The sequence below is a fragment of the Hyphomicrobium album genome (assembly GCF_009708035.1).
GTDB classification, from domain to species: Bacteria; Pseudomonadota; Alphaproteobacteria; order Rhizobiales; family Hyphomicrobiaceae; genus Hyphomicrobium_A; species Hyphomicrobium_A album.
Map to the genome: position 1 here is coordinate 1,160,880 of NZ_WMBQ01000002.1, position 18,300 is coordinate 1,179,179.

Genomic DNA, 18,300 nt, shown 5'->3' on the forward strand with positions numbered 1-18,300 from the left:
CGATCATCAACGCGTCTGAACATCCGTCGCCGAGTTCACTATGGGCCGCCGAAAGCCATCGTGCGCAGCGCATGCACATATTCTGACTCGAACACCATAATCGCCACGAACACCAGCACCAAAACTGGCGGAAGCAGAATGGCGTACGTTAGCGCCAGTCGCTCCCAGGCCATGTGCATGAAGATGGCCACGATCAGTCCGGCCTTCAGAATCATGAATAAGAGAATGAGAGACCATCGGAGATAGCCCTGCAAATGAAAATAGTCGACGAGGTAGGAGAACGTGCTGAGCACGAACAGCCATCCCCACACCACGAGATAGAGCTTGATCGGATGCTCTTGTCCCTCGTGGTCCACAGTGGGGGCTGCGGAACCGACGTGTGCCTGTGCCTGTGCCATGGCTCCCTCCTACCAAAGATAGAAAAGTGCGAAGATGAAGACCCACACGAGATCGACGAAATGCCAATATAGGCCCATGATTTCGACGCTCTCGTAATTGCCCTTCCTGCTCGTGAAGAAGCCCGGCGCTCCCCGATCGTAGTCTCCCCGCCAGACCTTGCGGGCAACGATGAGAAGGAAAATAACGCCGATCGTGACGTGGGTGCCGTGGAACCCCGTGATCATGAAAAACGTCGATCCAAATTGCGGCGCACCCCACGGGTTAGCCCAGGGTCGTACGCCTTCGCTGATCAGCTTGGTCCACTCGAATGCCTGCATGCTGACGAATGTGGCGCCGAGCAGCGCAGTAACCACCAACAAAATCGCGGTTGCGCGCCGGTAGCGCCGGTAGCCGCAATTGACAGCCATGGCCATCGTGCCGCTCGAGCTGATCAGAACGAAGGTCATGATCGCTATCAGGATGAGCGGAATGTGCTGGCCCCCGATCTCCAGCGCAAAGACCTCGCTCGGATTGGGCCACGGCACCGTCGTCGACATTCGCACCGTCATGTAGCCGATCAGGAAGACGCTGAAGACGAATGTGTCGCTGAGGAGGAAGATCCACATCATCGCCTTGCCCCAGGGAACGTTCTTGAACGCCCTCTGGTCAGACGACCAATCCGCAGCGATGCTCCGCACGCCTTGCAGCGACGAATGTCCGGTATTTGTCACGGCGACATCTGTCATGAGCTTTCACCCAATCTATTTGAGCCCGCAAATTGCCAACAAGAACCCCAAATTTTCATCCCCCGAGAACAGCAGGCCAAATAGAACCAGCCATACCGCCAGCAAGTAGTGCCAGTAGATCGCGCACAGCCTTACGCTCAGGCGCAGCCGAGCTAGATCGACATCATCGCTCAGCCGGGTCGCAGTTCCTCCCCACGCCACCAGGCCGCCCAGCATGTGCAACGCATGCAGCCCGGTGATCAAACAGAAGAAGGCGACCGCCGGATGAGTGATGTCGAACGAAGGCATTGAGTTGAGTTGCCACCAGGCGACCATCTGCCCGCCGAGGAATGCCGAGCCGAACACGCCGGCAGCAATCAGCCCCCACTTGACGTGCTCCATTTCTCGCGGTCGGGACAGAGGCGAGCTTTCCGCCCGGTCCACCCCGATCTTTGCCCATTGGAACGCTGCGCTGGCTAGGACGAGCATCCCAGTGTTGAGCCACAAGAGCCGCAGCGGCGGTGCCGGCCGCCAGCTCTCAGCGACCATGCGTTCCGCGTACGCGATGGTCAGAAGCATGAACAACACCGTCACCACGGCAAGGAAGATCCGCAGAGCCAATTCCGCTTTGGGCAGCGAGAAGGCGGCCCCATCGTGGAGGTCGTCGATGCGACCCTGCGCGGGGAGCCAGGGCTTTTCCGTCAGGTGTCCGAAGAACCTCACGCGCCGACTCCTTCGTGCACACCCGCCTTTTGGTCGACGTACTTTATTTCGTTGGGCGGAAGATTCTGCGGGATGTAGTCCTCGACGACACCCGGCACGCTGTAGTCATAGGCCCAGCGATAGACCACAGGCAGCTCCTTGCCGAAATTGCCATGCCCTGGCGGCAACTGGGCCGTCTGCCACTCGAGTGAGGTGGCGTGCCAGGGGTTGTGCTGGGCGCGTTGTCCGTTGAAGTAGCTCCACACCAGATTGTAGAGGAACAAGATCTGGGCGGCGCCAACGGTCAACGCTGCCACGGTGATAAATTCATTCAAGGTCGCAGCCGACGGCGGATAGATTGCCACGTCGCCCATCTCGAAATACCGCCGCGGCACGCCGAGGAACCCGAGATAGTGCATGGGGAAAAAGATTGCGTAGGCCCCTAGGAACGAAACCCAGAAGTGCACCTTGCCCATTGTCTCGTTGAGCATTCGGCCGGTGATCAGCGGATACCAATGGTAGATCGCTCCGAAGATGACAAAGATCGGCGCCACGCCCATCACCATGTGGAAGTGGGCAACGACGAACATCGTGTCGGAAAGCGGAACATCGACCACGGCATTGCCGAGGAATAGCCCGGTGATCCCTCCGTTCACAAACGTAACGATGAAGCCGAGGGCGAACAGCATCGGCGGCGTGAGATGAATGTCTCCCCGCCACAGGGTTAGTATCCAGTTGTAGACCTTGATGGCGGTAGGGATCGCGATGATGAGAGTCGTCGTGGCGAAGAAGAATCCGAAGTAGGGATTCATGCCGCTGACATACATGTGGTGCGCCCACACGACGAAGCTGAGCGCGCCGATGGCTACCAGCGCCCAGACCATCATCCGATAGCCGAAGATGTTTTTGCGCGCGTGACAGCTGATCAAGTCCGACACGATCCCGAAGGCCGGCAAGGCTACGATGTAGACCTCGGGATGGCCAAAGAACCAGAAGAGGTGCTGGAACAGGATCGGGCTGCCTCCTCCATATTCAAGGTGGCCGCCCATTTCGACGATGGACGGCATGAAGAAGCTGGTACCCAGCGTACGGTCGAGCAGCATCATTACGGCGCCGACGAAGAGAGCGGGGAACGCCAACAGCGCGAGCACCGTCGCCATGAAGATGCCCCAGATCGTGAGGGGCATACGCATCAGCGTCATTCCGCGCGTTCGCCCCTGCAAGACCGTCACCACATAATTCAAACCGCCCATGGTGAAGCCGACGATGAATATCGCCAGGGAGACGAGCATGAAAATGATGCCCCACTCGTAACCCGGAGTGCCGGAGAGAATTGCCTGTGGAGGATACAGCGTCCAACCGGCGCCCGTCGGGCCGCCTGGCATGAAGAAGCTGCCGACCAGCACGAGCACGGCGAGCAGGTAGAGCCAATAGCTCAGCATATTGACATAGGGGAACACCATATCGCGGGCCCCCACCATCAACGGGATCAGGTAATTGCCGAAGCCGCCGAGGAACAGTGCGGTGAGAAGGTAGATCACCATGATCATGCCGTGCATGGTGATGAACTGGTAGTAGTCGGCGGGATCGATCAGCTGGAATACGTGCGGGAAACCCAATTGCAGCCGCATCACCCATGACAACACCAGCGCTACCAGCCCGATGCCGAGGGCGGTAAATGAGTATTGAATGGCGATGACCTTCGCGTCCTGGCTGAAGACATACTTCGTCACCCAGCTCTTCGGATGATAAAGCTCGGCCTCTCCGACTTCTGCAGGTGGAACGAAGTCAACTGCGCCCGGCGCGATATCGGTCATCGAAATACTCCTCGCCTACTCTGGCCACGAGCTAACGCATACGGTCGTGGCTCCTCATTTGGTGAAAGCCGGCATCTTCTCTCCCGAGGCTAGATCAGATTGGCCGCGTCGCTTCGCGGCGCGGTCAGCCACTTGCTTGAAGGTCGGCTGCTTCTTCAGCCATTCCTGATAGGCGGCCTCTTCCTCCACCACGACAGCGCCACGCATGGTGTAGTGCCCGGTGCCGCACAGCTCGGCGCACATGGCCTCGTACGTGCCGACTTTGGTGGGGATGAACCAGAAATAGGTGGTCATTCCCGGCACACCGTCCATTTTGGCTCGGAACTGGGGGACGAAGTAGTCATGCAGCACATCGATGGATCGGAGCGAGAGCTTCACGGGCTTACCGATCGGCAGGTGCAAAGCGTCACCCACGATGACGATGTCGTCGTCGCCGTGACGATCATTCGGCATTAGCCCGAGGGGGTTCTCAGTGCTGACTGTCTTCGTATCGGCTGTGCCTAGCACGCCGTCTTTCCCAGGCAGGCGGTAGTTCCACATCCACTGCTGACCAAGGACCTCGATGGTGGTCGCTTCTTTCGGAACCGTAATGAAATCGTTCCACACGACCAGACCAGGCGCCAACATGGCCGCCACGCCGACGGCGGTGACGATCGTGAGCCCCCATTCCAGCTTCTTGTTTTCGGGATTGTAGGCCGCCTTTACACCTTTGCGGTGACGGAAGCGGAGCACGCAGTAGGCCATGAACAAAAGAATGACGACGTACACCACGCCGGTGATCCAGAACGTGATGACGATCGTTGAATCCATGTAGCCCCAGTTTGAGGCAAGGGGGGAGAACCACCATGGGCTCATCACGTGAAACAGCACTGAGCCCAGGGCCAGCAGGACCAGGATGAGAGCTACAGGCATTTCCACTTCCTCCTTAGACCCATAGGGTCCAGGCATGGGTTCAGTGGAGTCTATTTTCGATTCACGAACCCATTCCTGGCAAAATTCTCCTCGGCCAACCAAAAAATCGACGCTAATTCACCAACGAATGACCGCCGCAATTGGTCGACGATCAGACACCAACCATCATTCCACGACCTTACGGTACAAATGCCAGGTGGAATGACCGAGCACCGGAAGAACGACTGCGAGGCCGACGAGGCACGGCAGGGAGCCGAGCGCCAGACCGGCGGCGACGATGAGCCCCCACATTGCCATCGTCATCGGGTTCGCAAGGACAGCTCGTACGGACGTTAAAACCGCCGTCGCTGCATCGACGTGCTTGTCCAATAGCATCGGGAAGGACACGACGCTGATGGTCAGCACGGCGACGGCAAAAAGAAAGCCGACGCCGCAGCCAACGAAGATGAGCGTCCAGCCGGCAGACGTCGTGAACACCTGGTGGGCGAAGTCCGCGATCGAGACAGGCACCGCGCTGCCGAAGATAAGATGGTAGATGGCCTGCGCTGTGCCCAACCAGATGAAGAAGATCACCATGAGCACGATGCCGAGTGTCAGGATGGAGTGCAGCGACGGGGCGCGGTGCAACTTCATCGCCTCCCCGCCTAATCCCTGCTCGCGAAGGCGGCTCAGCTCACACAGGCCGACAGCCGCAAAAGGTCCGATGAGGCTGAAGCCGGCGGTGAGCGGGAAGACCAACTGCAGCAAATTGGATTTGAAGACGAAGCTGAATAGAATGAGACCGATAATCGGGTACAGAATGGCGAGAAACAAAGCGAAGGTCGGCATCGCTTGAAAGTCGGCCCAGCCCTTGGTCAAAGCGTCGCGTAGGTCCGCAGCACCAATTGTGCGGACCACAATCAGCCGATCGACTGACGCGTTAGCGGCGGGGCTTGCGACGACCATGCGCGCGCCTCCCAGATCGCTCCTACGAGCGGTCGCACCTCACCGGTGACTCTGGGCGCTCTGACAGGCCCACAATCATGTGAGGCGCAACAGGCAAGCTTAACTATACCAAGTGGGACTGAAGCTGTCATCTGCCAAGCTTCGGCTGACGCACTTGACGCTCTATCTACATACCGAATTTGACTAACGCGTCAGCCGCTTGGGGCCCTTATCTCGCGGGGGATCGGCGCGCAACTTCGTGCGCGACATGCACACGACGCGCGAGCGCGTGCTCGCTCGCTGATGCGGAAAAGTCTGAAAACGCCGCCTCGCGCGGCGCAACCAAACGGAGATTAGATCGCAAGCCGTCCGGCGCGTTGCCCGCACCGCACCGCAATATCGATGAACGGTACTGCGACTAGAGAAACTTGGAGAAGGCGCCCAACAATCCCAGCAAGAAGACGCTTGCCCCAATTATTGCGGCCACCTGGAGGGCGGCTCCATTGTCAAAGTCTTCTTCCATCGCTGTGCCTCCGCGCCTCGTGTTCGGCCCGATTGCTCAAGGCATGGGTAGTCTAGTCGTTTGTGCCGATCCTCTCAATCGCCGCATCGCGGGCGGCCCGCGCGAGGCGCCTGGCGTGCATTATGCCGGCACTGTGCTGAGAGTAGTTGCCGGCCACCGTGCCAACCGGGGCAGACGCTAGTGTCGGTCGAATCGGATGGGGGCGAGGCTGCCCACAAGGCGCGAACCCGTACCTTCGAGCTGCAGCCAGCGCAGGAGCGGCCGCAGCTTCAATGCTGCAACAATGCGGCGCATGGAGTTGTAAGCATTGCAACGCGCCCAGGTCGAAGGGCCCAACTTGCGGAAATTGAAGACGACGCCCTCCGGCGTATGCAATGGGTTTCCCGTCCAGCAGTGGCGCGAGGGGATCGGCAGGCCGCGGCGTTGGCGCGAATGATTGCCGAGATCGTGAATGACCGAGCCGAGTGACTCGCCGGCACTGATCAAGCTTGGCGCGACGCCGTAGATCTCGAGCCCGAACAGCCAGGGCTGGCGGAAATCGGTGTCGATCGGCCAGTACCGCTTCATCGGGCGGAGAAACTTGCGGGCGCCCGCGCGGCTGACGAGATAGCCGGTGGTGACCTCGGGCACGCGCGAATAGCGAACGATGCGCCGGCCGTCGTCGAGCTCGGCAATCGGCTTGATCGCACGGTTGCTGTCCCTCGACACGTGCACGAAATCCCAGTCGGCTGGCAGGTTGTCCAGCACATCGGCGAGGCGGGCATGCAAGTCGACAGGCAGGCCGGCATCGTCTTCGAGTACGAGCGCATAGGGCAAATCGCGGTCGACGATCAGCTGCATGACCGTGAGGTGGCTGGCATAGCAGCCCACTTCGCCCGGGCGCAGTGTCGAGTGCAGCCGCTCGCCCGTGAAGAACATCGGCCGGAAGTGCGAAGGAACGGCAGTCCCCTCGACGCCGGTGACGCGTTCGGCCGGGAGTTGCGCAAGCCGCAGGTAGCCGGTAATCGCGGCGCGGCGCTCGGTGTCGACCGACCGGTTGATGTAAAAGACGGGGATGCGTGGAAGCAGTTTGCGGCTGGGCGCATCGCCCGGCCCTTCGAACGCGCACGCGAAGTCCGCCATCACTTTCGACGCGGATTCAACGAGCATGCGCAGCAACTCCACTTGGCGGCACCAAAAACCGGCGTTCAGACACGCCGCCAGTGTATCCAGGTAGCATTGCTGACGGGCCCTCGGCGAGCGAATTGGCGACGCGGTGACATGCCCCCGCGGCCTGCCCCTCAGCCGGGATGGCAAACCGATGCGGCGCGAGTAGGGCGATACTGCCGTTTCATCCGTGCAAAACTGGCGGAAAGCGCGGATATCGGCTTTCGCGCACTCGCACCCAATGTCGCACCGAACTAGTGGTGCCTATCTGGGCGACATAACCACGTGGAGAGGCGGGGCGATGCGGGGCAGTATTCGAGACGTCTACTGGTTCAATTCTCCACTATACACATGGTCGGCATTGGCCTGGAATATCCGAACACTCGGCATTCCTTGGTGGCTGTATTGCCTGGCCCTGAATACTTGCGCCCTCATGCGCGAGCGGCTAGGTGCGCTTCGTCACGTCGGTGCGGCGCCGCGGCTACAGCTGCGCGTCGTGCACAGTCGGAGCCGCTAGGCAGTGGGAGTGGCCGTGTGGCCACCCTCACCAGCTGAGTCAGCTCTTGTCGATGAGCAGGACAACCTTGTCCTCGTCCGGATCGACGATTGCCAATTGATCGTCGGCGACAAAGTAGCGGCAGGCGCTCAACTCTGCGGCCTCGGCCAAGACCGGCTCCGGGAAGCGCTCGAGTGCAATTTCACTCGGAACGCTCCATCCGATCTCGAGGTCCGAGACATCCACCTCCCGACCCGAACGGACCAAGTCGAGAATGAGCTCACGTTCGTTGGCGCTCAACTCGATGCGCGTCGAGCACTTCCCGCTGGGGCCGCCTGAACGCGAGGCGGCGGCGTAGCCTTGCTCGCGAGCTGGGATGACCGCCACCACCTCATACGTAACGGGGTCGCAGATCAGGTATTCCTCTTCAACCCAGACGTAGACGTAGTCGCGATACTCCGGGACGATCTCGATGACGGCGATCGGTACAGGCGCGAAGTCCCAATCGCGGGGCAGGCGCCGGCCGATGGATATGTCGATATGGACGTCGGTGCGGTGCTTGACGTCGGGTTTGTCGCGCAAGGCGGTTTGGACCCGGTCTCGCTTCTCTCCCGACAGCTCGACCTGCTTGGCGCGCTCCGGCTTTGCGGAACCGGCAGTATCGGCACGCGGCGCTTCCTTGTCAGTGGTCTCGCCCTGCGCCTTCTTGGCGTTGTCGGTAGCCTTCTGGTCAGCCGCCTCCTTTCGCTCAGCCGTGTCTTTGGCGCGTGCCCGGTCGGCTTCATCGGCGGATTTGCGCGTCTTGCGGGCGCCGTCGCCGGCATCCTCGACCGCTTTGCGAGCGCCGCTATCCGAGCGATCGGCGCGGTCGCTCTTGGCATCTGGTTGCGGCGCCTCGCGTTCCGGCTGCGCTTCGCGCGCCGCGCGCGGGGCATCGCCTAGCCCGGGACCGCCTGCGTCTGAGCCGCCAGTGCCTGGCCCTTCCGGACCGGTTAACGCCGGCCCGCCGCCGTCCGATCCACCACCACCACCGCCCTCTGGCCCACCACTAGGCGCGCCGCCGCCGGGACCCGCTGGACCTTCCATTCCTCCACCCGCAGGACCTCCCATCCTGCCGTCGGGCCCTCCTTGAGCGGACGCCACGCTCGCCGTTGCGAGCAGCAGCGCCGCGACAATTGCTGTGGTTCTCATCGTTGACTCCATCCATGCGCGAGCTTGCGTAATGCGAACTTGGAGGGCCAACGGGCGGAGGATCGACGCGTTCCGATCTCGGTTAAGTAAACATGACGCATGATTTTTGGCGCAAGCCGAGGTTGGGAAGCGCGCGGCAACTAAGCTGCTCTTCGGTCGAGACCTGAACTTATTGGGCGCGGGCGAGTTATGGCTCTACTCAAACAGGAGCAAAGCTATGGGATTCTTCGCCTGGATTTTCGTCGGCCTCATCGCCGGCTGGATCGCCGAACAGATTGCCGGCCGCGAGCACGGTCTCATCACCAACCTTGTCGTTGGCGTCATTGGCGCACTGATCGGCGGCTTCCTCTTCGGCTCGCTGCTGGGCTTCCGCTACGACGAGGGCTTCAACTTCGCGACTATCGCCTCGGCGACGGGTGGTGCCGTCATCCTACTTTGGATCGTCGGCGCGATGCGTGCCCGCAACTCGATGTCGTAAGCGCAAAGATCGACGCGCCGAATGCCCTCGCTATTTCTCGCTGTAAGGCATTTCGCCTTCGACGTAGGGGCGCACCTTGCGCCACAGGCGGTGGTAATCATTGGCGAGCTGGCGCTGCTCTTCGACGTCATCGGCGAGGCGTGACGCTTCCCGCAGCCGTTCCATCTCCCGCAGCGCCGTCTCGACCTGCTCTCTTGTCATACGAGGCTCCTCGTCGTGCACGACCTCGGTCCGCATGAGGCGCGCTGCCGACAAGAGTTTATCGCCAGTCGGCCTAACTGAACAACGCGCTACATCCATGTTCTCCCGACTGCTAAGCCCTGGCACGGTGACGCAGATCAGCGCAGTTGCCAGCCCCTGGCTATTCCTGGAACCGCGACAGCCGGTGCGTGTTTGCTTAACCGACCAAAGCGCCGATCGGTTCTGTGCGCGTGCAACCTGCATTGGAGCTGAAATCGTCATGCGGATAGCGTCCGTGTCGATCGTTGTTGCCATTCTCGCCCTGAGCCTGCCTGCGAATGCTGAAGATCAGCCGGGCGTGGGGCCGAGCCCGAAATTGCCTGAGCCGCAACAATCCTTGATCCCCACCGTCCACGTCGCGCCGGCGACCGGCTGGCCCGACGGCGGTAAGCCTGTGGCAGGAGAAGGCTTGAGCGTCGCCGCGTTTGCCTCTGGCCTCGAGCATCCGCGCTGGCTTTATACGCTTCCCAACGGCGACGTTCTCGTCGCCGAGACCAACGCGCCCCCGAAACCCGAGGATGGGCAGGGCATCAAGGGCTGGTTCATGAAGCTTTTCATGCGCCGCGCCACAGGCCCGTCCAAGAGTGCAAATCGCATCCGCCTGCTGCGCGATGCGGACGGCGATGGCGTCGCCGAGGTCAACAAGGTGTTTCTCGATGGGCTCAATTCGCCGTTCGGCATGGCGCTGATCGGCGACAACTTCTACGTCGCCAACACCGATGCCATCATGCGCTATCCCTACAAGGACGGCGCGATCACGGGCGGCGGGGAGAAACTCACCGACCTGCCCGGTGGACCGCTGAACCATCATTGGACGAAGAACATCATCGCCAGCCGCGACGGCAAGAAGCTGTTCGCGACGGTCGGCTCCAATAGCAACGTTGGCGAGAACGGTCTCGACGAAGAGGAAGGACGCGCCGCGATCTGGGAGGTCGACGTGGCGACCGGCAACAAGCGCCTATTTGTCACCGGGCTACGCAATCCCAACGGTATGGCCTGGGAGCCGGCCACAGGTGAGTTGTGGACCGTCGTCAACGAGCGTGACGAGCTCGGCAACGACCTTGTGCCCGACTACCTCACCTCGGTGAAGGACGGCGCGTTCTACGGCTGGCCCTACAGTTATTGGGGTCAACACGTCGACACGCGCGTCAAAGAGCAGAAGCCGGGTCTCGTCGCCAAGGCGCTCGTGCCCGATTACGGCCTCGGCAGCCACGTCGCCGCGCTAGGGCTCACGTTCGATCAACCGACGCTGCTGCCCGAAGCCTATCGCGGCGGAGCATTCATCGGCTTGCACGGCTCCTGGAACCGCGAACCGCGCAGCGGCTACAAAGTGATCCATGTCCCCTTCGCCAACGGCAAGCCGGCCGGTCCGCCGAAAGACGTGCTCACCGGCTTCGTCGACAAGGATGGTAACGCGCTGGGCCGCCCCGTCGGCGTCGCGGTCGACAAGACAGGTGCGCTGCTCGTCGCCGACGATGTCGGCAACCGCGTTTGGCGGGTCACGCCAGCGGGTGGCGCGGCATCACCCACGAAGCAACCGCCGCCAGCGGCCTCTCAATAGATGAATGCCTTGTGCCCCCGGGCACAGCGCGCCACCGCAAAGAGCCCTACGAGTGCTCCGTTAGAAACCAGTGGAGTACGCACCATGCCGCTCTTCCTCTTGCCGTTTCTCTATACGCAGCTGGCGCTGACCAACGCGACCAACTATTGGGCCGAAACAAACGGCCAGGTTCACAGCCCGTCGCTGCCGTGCCCTGAAATGATCGAGCAGGTGCTGCGCTAATGCTGCAGGTTGTTTCGATCGGGCGTGCGGACTAAACCAGGGCGCTTACCTTCTCCGTGCCCTGGTGATGTCCCATGCCGCTGTTGCGCTTTGACCTGATCGAAGGCCGTACTGACGCCGAGCTGCAAACGCTCCTCGATGCGGCGCATCGCGCGATGCTCGCCGCCTTCAAGGTGCCCGAGCGCGATCGCTACCAGATAGTCAACGAGCACAAGCCCTCGCGCATGATCGTCGAGGACACCGGGCTCGATATTCCGCGCACCAAGGACGTTATCGTGGTGACTGTCGTCACCCGTCCGCGCGGCAAGAAGGCAAAGCAAAAGTTTTATAAGCTGCTCGTCGATGAGCTGCAGAAAAGCTGCGGCATCGCGCCGGCCGACGTCATGGTGTCACTCGTCGAAAATTCCGACGAGGACTGGTCGTTCGGCTTGGGGAGGGCGCAGTTCCTCGAAGGCGATCTATAGGGCCTGAGATCAGCTCTTCTTCGGAGCGTGCTCGGCGAGCAGCGAGCGCAGCATGCGCACCACGCCTAGCGCTGGGCCGCTCGAGCAGCATTGGATGGAAATCCGCGCACCCTCGAACAGCAGGAACACTTCGTCGGCGAGCTGTTCGGGCTCGGCATATCCGGCGTCGCGGAACAGGTTGACCAGCCGGTTGCGCTTGCGCGTCTTATAGTCGTCGATGATCTGCCGCGCCGGATGCTCGATTTCACGCATCTCGACCGCTGCATTGGCGATGGCGCAGCCACGCTCCCCGCCGTCGGTCAGGACTTTCTCGACATATCGCACCCAGCCTTCCAGCTGGGCGTTGGGGTCGCCGGGGTAATCGCGCGCCAGCGTCTCCCAGACCTCGTCGCCTTCTTTAGCGAGTTCGGTGATGTAGGCGGCGATCAACTCATCCTTGGAACCAAAATGACGATAGAGCGTCATCTTGTTCGTGACCGCGGTTTCCGCGATAGCCTCGACGCCCACTGCCCGGATGCCGTGGCGATAAAATAGCTCCCGCGCAGCGTTAAGGATACGCTCGCGGGGCGGTGCCAAAGCGGTCTCTGCTGTGCGGTTAATAGTTGTAGCCATGGCCTCTTGACATAGGGTGTTACCGGTCAGTATACGAGTGGGAGTTACCGGTCAGTAACATAGTGTGCGGGTGCTGTCATGCCCCTCGTTTCGCACCGCACCAAATCCCGCGAGCATAACCATGCAGCCAACCAGTACCGCGCAGCGCAAGAACACGCAGTCATACGGTTTTGTGCGCAATGAAGCCAATAGCAATATCCTTTGCCTGACGAGCAGCCCGCGGCGCGATACCTCGTACTCGAGCCTGGTGGCCATGCGTGTCCTGCGGGAGCTGCGCCAAGTCTATCCTGACGCCACCGTCACGATTCGCGATCTCGCCCGCAACCCTCTTCCGCACCTCGACGAGGATTTCGTCATCGCCACGCGCTCAATCGCCGGGGCGCGGACCGACCGCCAGCGCGAGCAGATCGAGCGCTCGGATGCTCTGATCGACGAGCTGTTTGCCGCCGAAACCATCGTGATCGCGGCGGCTATGATTAATTTCGGAATACCATCGCCGCTGAAGGCTTGGATCGACCATATCGTCCGGCCAGATCGCACCTTCCGTTACACGGAAGGGGGCTCCCAAGGGCTGTTGCGCGGCCGGCGCGCCATACTCGTCTTGTCGCGCGGAGGGATCTATTCTGGCGGTCCGCTGCGCTCGTTCGAGCACGACGAAAGCTACCTGCGCTCCGTCCTCGACTTCGTCGGTATCACCGACGTGCAGGCGATCCTCTTGGAGGGCATGGCGTTGGGACCAGACTTCGCCGAGCGGGCAGTCGATGCCGCAATGCGGCGCGCCGGTCCGGTCGCCGGTGTCCTCGCGGCGGCCTGACTATACCTTTGAACAACTGACGGCACTTCCACTGCACGACTAAATCATGGGGCCAACCGGCCCCAGTGCCACATCAAATGGACTCTTTATGCCGATCTCCCCGCTTGCCCGTCTCGTCGTTCCGTTGGCCGCAATCTCCGCCCTCTTGGCCGGTTGCGGCCAGTCGCAGGCGCCGGCGCAGTCAGCGCCGCCGCCACCGCAGGTGAGCGTCGCCAAACCGACGAAGAAGATGGTGACGGACCACGACGAGTACGTCGGCCGCTTCATTGCCTTCGACTATGTCGAGGTGCGCGCCCGCGTCTCCGGCTATCTCGATAAGATCCTCTTCAAGGACGGCCAGCTCGTCAAAGAGGGCGACCCGCTGTTCGTCATCGACCGGCGCCCCTTCGAAGCGACGGTGGAGCAGTCCAAGGCGGCGGTAGAGCAGGCGAAAGCCAATCTTGCGTTCGCCGAAAGCGACCTCAAGCGCGGCGAAAGCCTGCGCACCGGCACGACCATCACCCAGCAGGCGCTCGATCAACGGCTGCAGGCATCGCGTGTCACCGCGGCTTCGGTGACGGCGCAAGAGGCGGCACTCAAGCAGGCTGAGCTCGACCTGAGCTTCACCGAACTCAAAGCCCCGATCTCGGGGCGCATCGGTGACCGGCGCGTTTCGGTCGGCAATCTCGTGACGGGCGGCGCAGGCGGGGGGACGACTCTGCTGGCGACGATCGCCTCGATCGACCCGATCCGCTTCGAGTTCACCATGGATGAAGCGTCCTACCTGCGCTACCTGCGCATGGCGAGCGGGGCTGAGTCCAATGCAGCCAATCGCGGCATGAGTCTGCCGGTGAAGCTCAAGTTGATCGACGAGGACTCTTACGCTCACGAGGGCAAGATCGACTTCGTCGACAACGCCATCGATCGCTCGTCGGGCACCATCCGCGGTCGAGCCGAGTTCAGGAACGCCGACGGGCGGCTTACACCCGGCATGTTCGGGCGCGTCCAGATTTCTACCTCGGCGCCCGCCGAGGCATTGCTGGTTCCCGATACGGCTATCGGCACCGAGCAGGTGCGGAAATTCGTCTACGTGCTCAATGCCGACAACGTGGCGACGCCGAAGTACGTGACGCTGGGCCCACTCGTCGACGGACTGCGTGTGGTGCAGGGGCTCAAGCCTGACGACACCATCGTCATCGACGGCCTGATGCGCGTGCGCCCCGGCGCCAAGGTCGCGCCGCAACAGGCAGAGGCCGAAACCGGCACGGTTCGCGACACGTCCTCCATCCGCACCAACTAAGGGCCGGCGATGCGCTTTTCGCACTTCTTTATCGATCGGCCGATTTTCGCGGCAGTCATCTCTATCGTGTTCGTGATCCTCGGCGCCGTCGCCGTGGGCCGCTTGCCGATTGCCCAGTATCCCGATATCGCGCCGCCAGTGGTCAACGTCACCGGCCAGTACCCGGGTGCGAGCGCGGAGGTCGTCGCGTCGACAGTCGTCGCGCCGCTCGAGCAGCAGATCAATGGTGTGGAGCACATGCTCTACATCTCGTCGAACTCGACGGTCGACGGCCGCTTCTCCATCTCGGTCACGTTCGATCTCGGCACCAATCTCGATACGGCCCAGGTGCAGGTGCAGAACCGCGTGGCGATCGCCCAGCCGCGCTTGCCCGCCGACGTGCGCAACATCGGCGTCACCGTCGCCAAGGCCTCGCCCGACCTGATGATGGTCGTGCACTTGTATTCCCCCGACCAGTCTCGCGACACGCTGTTCATCTCCAACTACGCCAGCGTCAACGTCGTCGACGTGTTGAGCCGCATCCAGGGCGTCGGCTCGATTACCGTGTTCGGCAGCCGCGACTACTCGATGCGCGTGTGGCTGGACCCGGATCGCTTGCAGTCGCTGGGCCTCACTGCCAACGACGTGACCACGGCGCTGCAGCGGCAGAACGTGCAGGTCGCCGCCGGCATTTTGAACCAGCCACCGGTGCAGCAGCCGGGCGCATTCCAAATTTCGGTGCAGACGCAGGGGCGTCTCGCCGATCCCAATGAGTTTTCGCAGATCGTCGTCAAGCAGAGCGGCGATGCGGTGGTACGCCTCAAGGACGTGGCGCGCGTCGAGCTCGCCGCCCTCGACTATGGCGTGAACTCCTATCTCGACTTGAATCCGGCGACCGGCCTCGGCGTCTTCCAGCTTCCCGGTTCGAATGCCATCGAAACGGCGGAGAAGATCAAGGCGACCATGGAGGAGCTCTCCAAGAGCTTCCCCGCCGGGCTCAAGTACGACATCATCTACAATCCGACCGACTTCATCCAGCAGTCGGTCGACGCGGTGGTGACCACCATCCTCGAAGCCGTCGTGCTCGTCGTTTTGGTGGTCATCCTCTTCCTGCAGACATGGCGTGCCGCGATCATTCCGATCGTCGCCATTCCCGTATCGCTCATCGGCACGTTCTTCCTGATGTCGCTGTTTGGCTTCTCGCTGAACAATCTGTCGCTGTTCGGCCTCGTGCTCGCCATCGGCATCGTCGTCGACGACGCCATCGTCGTGGTCGAGAACGTCGAGCGCAACATGGCGGCTGGCATGAGCCCGCGCGAGGCGGCCTACCGGACTATGGAAGAGGTGGGCGGTGCGCTCGTTGCCATCGCGCTCGTGCTCTCAGCCGTGTTCGTGCCGTCAACCTTCATCACCGGCATCTCCGGCCAGTTTTACCGCCAGTTCGCGCTGACCATCGCTGGCGCCACGGTCATCTCGCTGGTCGTCTCCCTCACGCTGTCGCCGGCATTGTGCGCGCTGCTCCTCAAGCCGCACAGCGAGAAGCACAAGACGCCCTGGTACATGTGGCCGGTGGAGGCCTTCTTCCGCGCCTTCAACTGGTCGTTCGAAAAGGCCTCGCACGGCTATGCCTGGATGGTTGGGCGCCTCGTCCGGCTGGCAGTGCTGATGTTGCTCGTCTATGTGGGCGTCATCGCCTTCGGCCTGAACGAGTTCCGCAAGACGCCGATCGGGTTCATTCCGGCGGTGGACGGTGGCTACCTCATCACCATCACGCAGCTCCCCCCCGCCGCCTCGCTCGACCGCACCGACGCCGTCAACCGGCGCGCCGTCGAGCTGGCGCTCGATACGCCGGGCGTCGCGCACGCCGTGAACATCGTCGGCTTCTCGGGTGCGACGCGCACCAACGCGCCCAACGCCGGCGCGGTGTTCGTCGTGCTGAAGCCGTTCGAGGAGCGCGCCAAGGATCCGAACCAGTCGGCGCAGGCAATCCAAAAGGCGCTGATGGGCAAGTTCTCCACCATCCGCGACGCGCAGGTGCTCGTCGTCGCGCCGCCACCGGTGCGCGGCATCGGCAGCGCCGGCGGCTTCCGGATGATGATCCAGGATCGCGGTAACGCTGGCCCTGGAGCGCTGCAGCAGGCGGTCTACGCGATGATGGGTCGCGCCAATCAGACGCCCGGCCTGCAACAGGTCTTCTCGCTGTTCGAGAACGCCACGCCGCAGCTCTACCTCGACATCGATCGAGTCAAGGCGCAGATGCTCGGCATCAATGTCACCGACGTGTTCACGGCGCTGCAGACGTTTCTCGGCTCCGCCTACGTTAACGACTTCAACCTGCTCGGCCGCACCTTCCGCGTGACGGCGCAGGCTGACAGCGCTTTCCGCGTCAACACCAAGGACATCCTGCGGCTGCGGGTGCGCAACTCGCAGGGCGATACTGTGCCGCTCGGCACGTTCACGACGGTGCGCGACATCTCCGCTCCCTCGCGCGTGCCCCGCTACAACCTCTATCCCGCCGCCGAGCTCGACGGCTCCGCCGCGCCCGGCTACTCGCAAGGCCAGGCGATCGACATGATGCAGAAGATCGCCGACGAAACGCTGCCGCAGGGGTTCAGCTACGAGTGGACGGAGCTCGCCTACCAGCAGATCCGCGCCGGCAACACGGCGGCCTTCGCCTTCGCGCTCGGCGTCGTGTTCGTGTTTCTCGTGCTCGCCGCGCAGTTCGAAAGTTTGACGCTGCCCCTGGCCGTCATCCTGATCGTGCCGATGAGCTTGATCGCCTCGATCACCGGCGTCGTCATGCGCGGAATGGACAACAACATCCTCACGCAGGTCGGCTTCATCGTGCTCATTGGTCTCGCCGCGAAGAACGCGATTCTGATCGTCGAGTTCGCGGCGCAGCTCGAGCAGCAGGGCAAGACCAAGTTCGAGGCGGCGACGGAGGCGGCGCGGCTGCGCATGCGCCCTATCCTCATGACGTCGCTCGCGTTCATCCTCGGCGTGGTTCCGCTCGTCTGGGCGATCGGCGCCGGCGCCGAGCTGCGGCAGGCACTCGGCACCGCCGTGTTCGCCGGCATGATCGGCGTCACGTTCTTCGGTCTCATCTTTACGCCGGTGTTCTACGTCACCTGCCGGTGGCTCGGCGACCGCTTCTCGCGCCGTCGTCCAGAGGACGCCGCCCCCGCGGGGGCCGTGCACCCGGCCGAATGAGCCGCATTGTTTGGAGGCGCCACATGCACCGATCGGTTTTCGCCCGCCGCATGTCGTGGCGCACATAATTCTATCATTGTTGGAGGAGCCCGCCGCCACCTGAAGCGTTGACCTCTGCAACACGTGATTGCTCTGCACCCAGCCAACTCAAGTAAGCGAGGCGCCAGATGATCAAATTGACTGTCAACGGAGCCCCAGCGACTTTCGACGGCGATCCGTCGATGCCGTTGCTGTGGTTCCTTCGCGATGTGCAGGGATTGACGGGCACGAAGTTCGGCTGCGGCGTCGCTCAATGTGGCGCTTGCACGGTGCACGTGAACGGCGAGCCGCGCCGCTCCTGCGTGTCCCCCATTGGCACGCTGGAAGGCGCTGACGTCACCACCATCGAGGGCGCGAAGGGCAAGGAGACGGAAGCGGTACGTGCCGCCTGGGTCGCCATCGACGTGCCGCAGTGCGGCTACTGCCAGTCCGGCCAGATCATGTCGGCCGTAGGCCTGCTCAGCATGAACCCCAAGCCGACGGACGAGGACATCGACCTCGCCATGACCGGCAACGTCTGCCGCTGCTGCACCTATCACAGAATCCGCGCCGCCATCCACGACGCGGCCGGACGGATGGAGGGCTGAG

Annotated in this window: 18 protein-coding genes; 8 read left to right on the forward strand and 10 right to left on the reverse strand. The window is 62.3% G+C overall.

Features of this window, described 5'->3' with window-relative positions; genetic code table 11:
• Window positions 1-38: 38 nt before the first annotated feature.
• The 8 genes from GIW81_RS17815 to GIW81_RS17850 form a co-directional block, all read right to left on the reverse strand.
• The gene (locus GIW81_RS17815; RefSeq protein WP_154740647.1) at window positions 39-398 is read right to left on the reverse strand and encodes a cytochrome C oxidase subunit IV family protein; all 360 of its coding nucleotides are present in this window, start codon (window positions 396-398) and stop codon (window positions 39-41) included.
• A gap of 9 nt (window positions 399-407) precedes the next feature.
• Entirely contained in the window at window positions 408-1,124 is a 717-nt protein-coding gene (locus tag GIW81_RS17820; RefSeq protein WP_154740648.1) for a heme-copper oxidase subunit III family protein, read from the reverse strand.
• Between the two features lie 15 nt (window positions 1,125-1,139).
• Window positions 1,140-1,826: a cytochrome c oxidase subunit 3 family protein gene (locus GIW81_RS17825; RefSeq protein WP_154740649.1), complete on the reverse strand. Its 687-nt coding sequence runs from the start codon at window positions 1,824-1,826 to the stop codon at window positions 1,140-1,142.
• Window positions 1,823-3,622, reverse strand: a complete 1,800-nt coding sequence (locus tag GIW81_RS17830) for a cbb3-type cytochrome c oxidase subunit I (RefSeq protein WP_154740650.1) — start codon at window positions 3,620-3,622, stop codon at window positions 1,823-1,825. The genes GIW81_RS17825 and GIW81_RS17830 overlap by 4 nt, the downstream gene beginning before the upstream one ends.
• 54 nt (window positions 3,623-3,676) lie before the next feature.
• Complete coding sequence (locus GIW81_RS17835; protein ID WP_154740651.1) at window positions 3,677-4,534, reverse strand: cytochrome c oxidase subunit II; 858 nt, start codon at window positions 4,532-4,534, stop codon at window positions 3,677-3,679.
• Window positions 4,535-4,699: 165 nt separating this feature from the next.
• Entirely contained in the window at window positions 4,700-5,479 is a 780-nt protein-coding gene (locus GIW81_RS17840) for a DUF2189 domain-containing protein (RefSeq protein ID WP_154740652.1), read from the reverse strand.
• A 679-nt stretch (window positions 5,480-6,158) separates the two neighbouring features.
• Entirely contained in the window at window positions 6,159-7,277 is a 1,119-nt protein-coding gene (locus GIW81_RS17845; protein WP_154740653.1) for a glycosyltransferase family 25 protein, read from the reverse strand.
• 406 nt (window positions 7,278-7,683) lie between these two features.
• Window positions 7,684-8,709 carry a DUF1236 domain-containing protein gene (locus GIW81_RS17850; RefSeq protein ID WP_154740654.1) on the reverse strand — a complete coding sequence of 342 codons (1,026 nt, stop codon included), beginning with the start codon at window positions 8,707-8,709 and terminating at the stop codon, window positions 7,684-7,686.
• A 322-nt stretch (window positions 8,710-9,031) separates the two neighbouring features.
• Between GIW81_RS17850 and GIW81_RS17855 the strand changes: the two genes are divergently transcribed.
• On the forward strand, window positions 9,032-9,292 hold the full coding sequence (locus GIW81_RS17855) for a GlsB/YeaQ/YmgE family stress response membrane protein (RefSeq protein ID WP_154740655.1): 261 nt from the start codon (window positions 9,032-9,034) through the stop codon (window positions 9,290-9,292).
• 30 nt (window positions 9,293-9,322) lie between these two features.
• Here GIW81_RS17855 and GIW81_RS17860 read toward each other — a convergent pair whose 3' ends face one another.
• Complete coding sequence (locus tag GIW81_RS17860; RefSeq protein ID WP_154740656.1) at window positions 9,323-9,493, reverse strand: hypothetical protein; 171 nt, start codon at window positions 9,491-9,493, stop codon at window positions 9,323-9,325.
• Between the two features lie 259 nt (window positions 9,494-9,752).
• On the opposite strand from GIW81_RS17860, the gene GIW81_RS17865 reads away from it, so the two are divergent.
• From GIW81_RS17865 to GIW81_RS17875, 3 genes are all read left to right on the forward strand, one after another.
• Window positions 9,753-11,093: a PQQ-dependent sugar dehydrogenase gene (locus tag GIW81_RS17865; protein ID WP_154740657.1), complete on the forward strand. Its 1,341-nt coding sequence runs from the start codon at window positions 9,753-9,755 to the stop codon at window positions 11,091-11,093.
• Between the two features lie 84 nt (window positions 11,094-11,177).
• Window positions 11,178-11,315, forward strand: coding sequence for a hypothetical protein (locus GIW81_RS17870; protein WP_154740658.1), 138 nt, complete (start codon window positions 11,178-11,180; stop codon window positions 11,313-11,315).
• Window positions 11,316-11,389: 74 nt separating this feature from the next.
• The gene (locus GIW81_RS17875) at window positions 11,390-11,779 is read left to right on the forward strand and encodes a tautomerase family protein (RefSeq protein WP_154740659.1); all 390 of its coding nucleotides are present in this window, start codon (window positions 11,390-11,392) and stop codon (window positions 11,777-11,779) included.
• 9 nt (window positions 11,780-11,788) lie between these two features.
• Here GIW81_RS17875 and GIW81_RS17880 read toward each other — a convergent pair whose 3' ends face one another.
• A complete protein-coding gene (locus GIW81_RS17880; RefSeq protein ID WP_229309394.1) occupies window positions 11,789-12,355 on the reverse strand; it encodes a TetR/AcrR family transcriptional regulator in 567 nt (188 codons plus the stop codon).
• Window positions 12,356-12,512: 157 nt separating this feature from the next.
• Here GIW81_RS17880 and GIW81_RS17885 point away from each other — a divergent pair, with 157 nt between their 5' ends.
• From GIW81_RS17885 to GIW81_RS17900, 4 genes are all read left to right on the forward strand, one after another.
• Window positions 12,513-13,205 (forward strand): FMN-dependent NADH-azoreductase, encoded by a 693-nt coding sequence (locus GIW81_RS17885; protein WP_154740661.1) that lies wholly within the window; start codon window positions 12,513-12,515, stop codon window positions 13,203-13,205.
• An 88-nt stretch (window positions 13,206-13,293) separates the two neighbouring features.
• On the forward strand, window positions 13,294-14,484 hold the full coding sequence (locus GIW81_RS17890; protein WP_154740662.1) for an efflux RND transporter periplasmic adaptor subunit: 1,191 nt from the start codon (window positions 13,294-13,296) through the stop codon (window positions 14,482-14,484).
• A gap of 9 nt (window positions 14,485-14,493) precedes the next feature.
• Window positions 14,494-17,673 carry an efflux RND transporter permease subunit gene (locus GIW81_RS17895; protein ID WP_154740663.1) on the forward strand — a complete coding sequence of 1,060 codons (3,180 nt, stop codon included), beginning with the start codon at window positions 14,494-14,496 and terminating at the stop codon, window positions 17,671-17,673.
• 167 nt (window positions 17,674-17,840) lie between these two features.
• Entirely contained in the window at window positions 17,841-18,299 is a 459-nt protein-coding gene (locus tag GIW81_RS17900) for a (2Fe-2S)-binding protein (protein ID WP_154740664.1), read from the forward strand.
• Window position 18,300 lies beyond the last annotated feature (1 nt).

Bases quoted from the DNA above. Each gene is read 5' to 3' on its own strand.
- GIW81_RS17820 (WP_154740648.1), bottom strand. From the start codon at position 1,124: ATGACAGATGTCGCCGTGACAAATACCGGACATTCGTCGCTGCAAGGC.
- GIW81_RS17875 (WP_154740659.1), top strand. From the start codon at position 11,390: ATGCCGCTGTTGCGCTTTGACCTGATCGAAGGCCGTACTGACGCCGAG.
- GIW81_RS17815 (WP_154740647.1), bottom strand. From the start codon at position 398: ATGGCACAGGCACAGGCACACGTCGGTTCCGCAGCCCCCACTGTGGAC.
- GIW81_RS17830 (WP_154740650.1), bottom strand. From the start codon at position 3,622: ATGACCGATATCGCGCCGGGCGCAGTTGACTTCGTTCCACCTGCAGAA.
- GIW81_RS17870 (WP_154740658.1), top strand. From the start codon at position 11,178: ATGCCGCTCTTCCTCTTGCCGTTTCTCTATACGCAGCTGGCGCTGACC.
- GIW81_RS17850 (WP_154740654.1), bottom strand. From the start codon at position 8,709: ATGGAAGGTCCAGCGGGTCCCGGCGGCGGCGCGCCTAGTGGTGGGCCA.
- GIW81_RS17855 (WP_154740655.1), top strand. From the start codon at position 9,032: ATGGGATTCTTCGCCTGGATTTTCGTCGGCCTCATCGCCGGCTGGATC.
- GIW81_RS17890 (WP_154740662.1), top strand. From the start codon at position 13,294: ATGCCGATCTCCCCGCTTGCCCGTCTCGTCGTTCCGTTGGCCGCAATC.
- GIW81_RS17885 (WP_154740661.1), top strand. From the start codon at position 12,513: ATGCAGCCAACCAGTACCGCGCAGCGCAAGAACACGCAGTCATACGGT.
- GIW81_RS17860 (WP_154740656.1), bottom strand. From the start codon at position 9,493: ATGACAAGAGAGCAGGTCGAGACGGCGCTGCGGGAGATGGAACGGCTG.
- GIW81_RS17865 (WP_154740657.1), top strand. From the start codon at position 9,753: ATGCGGATAGCGTCCGTGTCGATCGTTGTTGCCATTCTCGCCCTGAGC.
- GIW81_RS17840 (WP_154740652.1), bottom strand. From the start codon at position 5,479: ATGGTCGTCGCAAGCCCCGCCGCTAACGCGTCAGTCGATCGGCTGATT.
- GIW81_RS17895 (WP_154740663.1), top strand. From the start codon at position 14,494: ATGCGCTTTTCGCACTTCTTTATCGATCGGCCGATTTTCGCGGCAGTC.
- GIW81_RS17835 (WP_154740651.1), bottom strand. From the start codon at position 4,534: ATGCCTGTAGCTCTCATCCTGGTCCTGCTGGCCCTGGGCTCAGTGCTG.
- GIW81_RS17900 (WP_154740664.1), top strand. From the start codon at position 17,841: ATGATCAAATTGACTGTCAACGGAGCCCCAGCGACTTTCGACGGCGAT.